Consider the following 2353-nt stretch of genomic DNA (forward strand, 5'->3'; position numbering starts at 1 on the left):
GTTACTCTGTATTAGGTCATGGGACTCTGTGACAGTGGTAACGCAATCAGTAACACGATCGTAGAATTAGCAGTTCATGTCCTATCATCTTAAGAAAAATTCTTGCGAGAATCTAAACAAACTTGCTGCCAGTGCTGACATAGGGTACGATGCCCAAACAATCCGTGACTGCGATGCACAAATCTCACCCTACAGAGTCGTCTGCCCCTCTCACCGAGGTAATTCTCAGCCATCCTCAAACTGTGCTGGGAAACGTACACCTAGAGGGTATGCCACAGCCTGGTGCACACATCAACTTGCAAGGCAAGACATACCTAGTTTTAGAGCGGCATCATCGGTATCAATACAAAGCAGGGCGCTATCGGCTGTCAAGGATTCGCCTCTATGTTCAGCTTGTGCAGGATGTAGCAGAAAAAAGTCTTGTGAACGGACGGTGGGTTTTGGGGGACATCACCTGTCGATACAACGCTCGCTCGGAGCTGGTGCGCTGTGCTGTAAACCCTTCAGGGTCATGCAGTCAATGCCGATTTTATGAGCCGATAGCAGGCCATTCCTACGCTGCTGAAAAATCGCAACGTGGATAGCGTCATCAGCTTGCCAAATGTCGCAGCCTTGGCATAATGCTTGGGTAATGGTGTGAAGAGGTAACCACGATGTTAAGTTGGGAACATAGCCCCAGTATTGCTGCCATGCAATGCGAGCGAGCCTGGGTAGAAATTGATGTAGCGGCACTGGCGCACAACGTCCAGCAGATTCGACGGGTGTTGTCACCTCAAACAGGCTTGATGGCGGTGGTGAAAGCTGATGCTTACGGACATGGGGCAGTAATGGTGGCGAAAACCGTATTGCAACACGGAGCAACTTGGTTGGGTGTAGCAACGATTCCAGAAGGTATCGAACTACGGGAAGCAGGGATTAAAGCTCCGATTTTGATTTTGGGCGCGACCCAAACAGCAGAACAGGTACGAGCGATCGTCCGTTGGCAACTTCAGCCTACCCTATGCACGATCGCCCAAGCTGCCATGATGTCAGAGGCCATTGCCCATACCCCTAGCAGTCGATCGCCCCTTGCCGTCCACCTCAAGTTAGACACGGGCATGTCTCGTTTGGGAACTCCTTGGCAGCAAGCTCTGGAATTTGTGCAATACGTTCATAGGGATCCTAACTTGCATATTGCCAGCATCTATTCCCATCTAGCTACTGCCGATGACCCCGACCAAACTATCGTTCACCAGCAGCAGCAACGGTTCGAGACTGCCCTTCGTCAGATTCAGGCTGCGGGTATCCCTCTGCCTTGGTTACACTTGGCAAACTCAGCCGCAACTCTAACAGACCCTAGGCTGCACTACGACCTAGTTCGAGTTGGTCTAGCCATCTATGGCTTATATCCTGCTCCCCACTTAGCTCCTAGTTCTTCCACTAGCAGTACAACATCGACCTGTTTGCCACGGATTACTCTACAGCCTGTGATGCAGGTAAAGGCACGCATTACCCAGGTGAAAACGATCGCAGCGGGAACTGGGGTGAGCTATGGCCATCGGTTTATTGCCAGTCGGCCAACCCGTGTAGCCGTAGTGGGAATTGGCTACGCAGATGGTGTACCTCGCAACTTGTCTGGACGCATGACAGTCTTAGCGCAGGGACAACACGTACCCCAAATTGGAACCGTGACGATGGATCAACTCATGATAGACGTGACTGAAGTTCCTGATTTGCAAGAGGGGGATGTAGTCACACTGCTGGGCCAAGTCGGTAGTCAACGAATTTCTGCCGATGACTGGGCTGCTACCTTGGGCACTATTTCTTGGGAGGTTCTCTGTGGGTTTAGGCATCGTCTGCCTCGAATTGCAGTCAACTGTTATACTGCGCAGGCCACGGCTCATCTACTGTCTTAGGCCCTAACAAGTCATGGTAGGTTTGGGACATTCTCTCCATAGACCTAGCTGTCACCAAGCATCAAGTCCAAGATACCTATAGTTATTTGATTGCCCCTACCAACGCAGTATCTGTTGGCTTTCTCCATTGGTAACCTTGGCCTCAATATCTACCGACGTATGTCTGCTTTCTAGCTGCTGTCTGCACGGCTAGGTGCACTGACGAGGTCATAGTTGTAGTACTTGCAGTTAGCTTGGATAGTGACCAGGGCTTGTAATATTTCGGCATATGGAGCAGACTGGAGGTGCTGCTTAAGCAGAGTCATACTATGCGGACTACCAATCTGGCCTAAAGCCGCTGCTGCGCTCCTACGCACGGATGCGTCCGAATCTGCCAGCGCCGTGAGTAAGCCTGGGATTGCTCCCTCACTGCCGATTTGGCCTAGGGCCTCTGCTGCTCTCCGACGCACGGGTGCGTC

3 protein-coding genes are annotated in these 2353 nt (G+C 51.6%); 2 read left to right on the plus strand and 1 reads right to left on the minus strand.

The genetic code is table 11. The features are described 5' to 3' along the window. The first annotated feature begins 149 nt into the window (after positions 1-149). Both NZ772_17580 and alr read left to right on the plus strand, forming a co-directional pair. A complete protein-coding gene (locus tag NZ772_17580; GenBank protein MCS6815368.1) occupies positions 150-584 on the plus strand; it encodes a DUF6464 family protein in 435 nt (144 codons plus the stop codon). Between the two features lie 69 nt (positions 585-653). Beyond that, positions 654-1895 (plus strand): alanine racemase, encoded by a 1242-nt coding sequence (alr, locus tag NZ772_17585; GenBank protein MCS6815369.1) that lies wholly within the window; start codon positions 654-656, stop codon positions 1893-1895. 170 nt (positions 1896-2065) lie between these two features. Here the strand turns inward: alr and NZ772_17590 are convergent. Next, positions 2066-2353 (minus strand): HEAT repeat domain-containing protein (locus tag NZ772_17590; protein MCS6815370.1); only part of this gene is annotated, 288 nt, incomplete at its 5' end.

This window comes from Cyanobacteriota bacterium, assembly GCA_025054735.1.
GTDB lineage: Bacteria > Cyanobacteriota > Cyanobacteriia > SKYG9 > SKYG9 > SKYG9.

Coding starts and splice junctions, on each gene's coding strand:
- NZ772_17580 (MCS6815368.1), top strand. CDS start 150: ATGCCCAAACAATCCGTGACTGCGATGCACAAATCTCACCCTACAGAG.
- alr (MCS6815369.1), top strand. CDS start 654: ATGTTAAGTTGGGAACATAGCCCCAGTATTGCTGCCATGCAATGCGAG.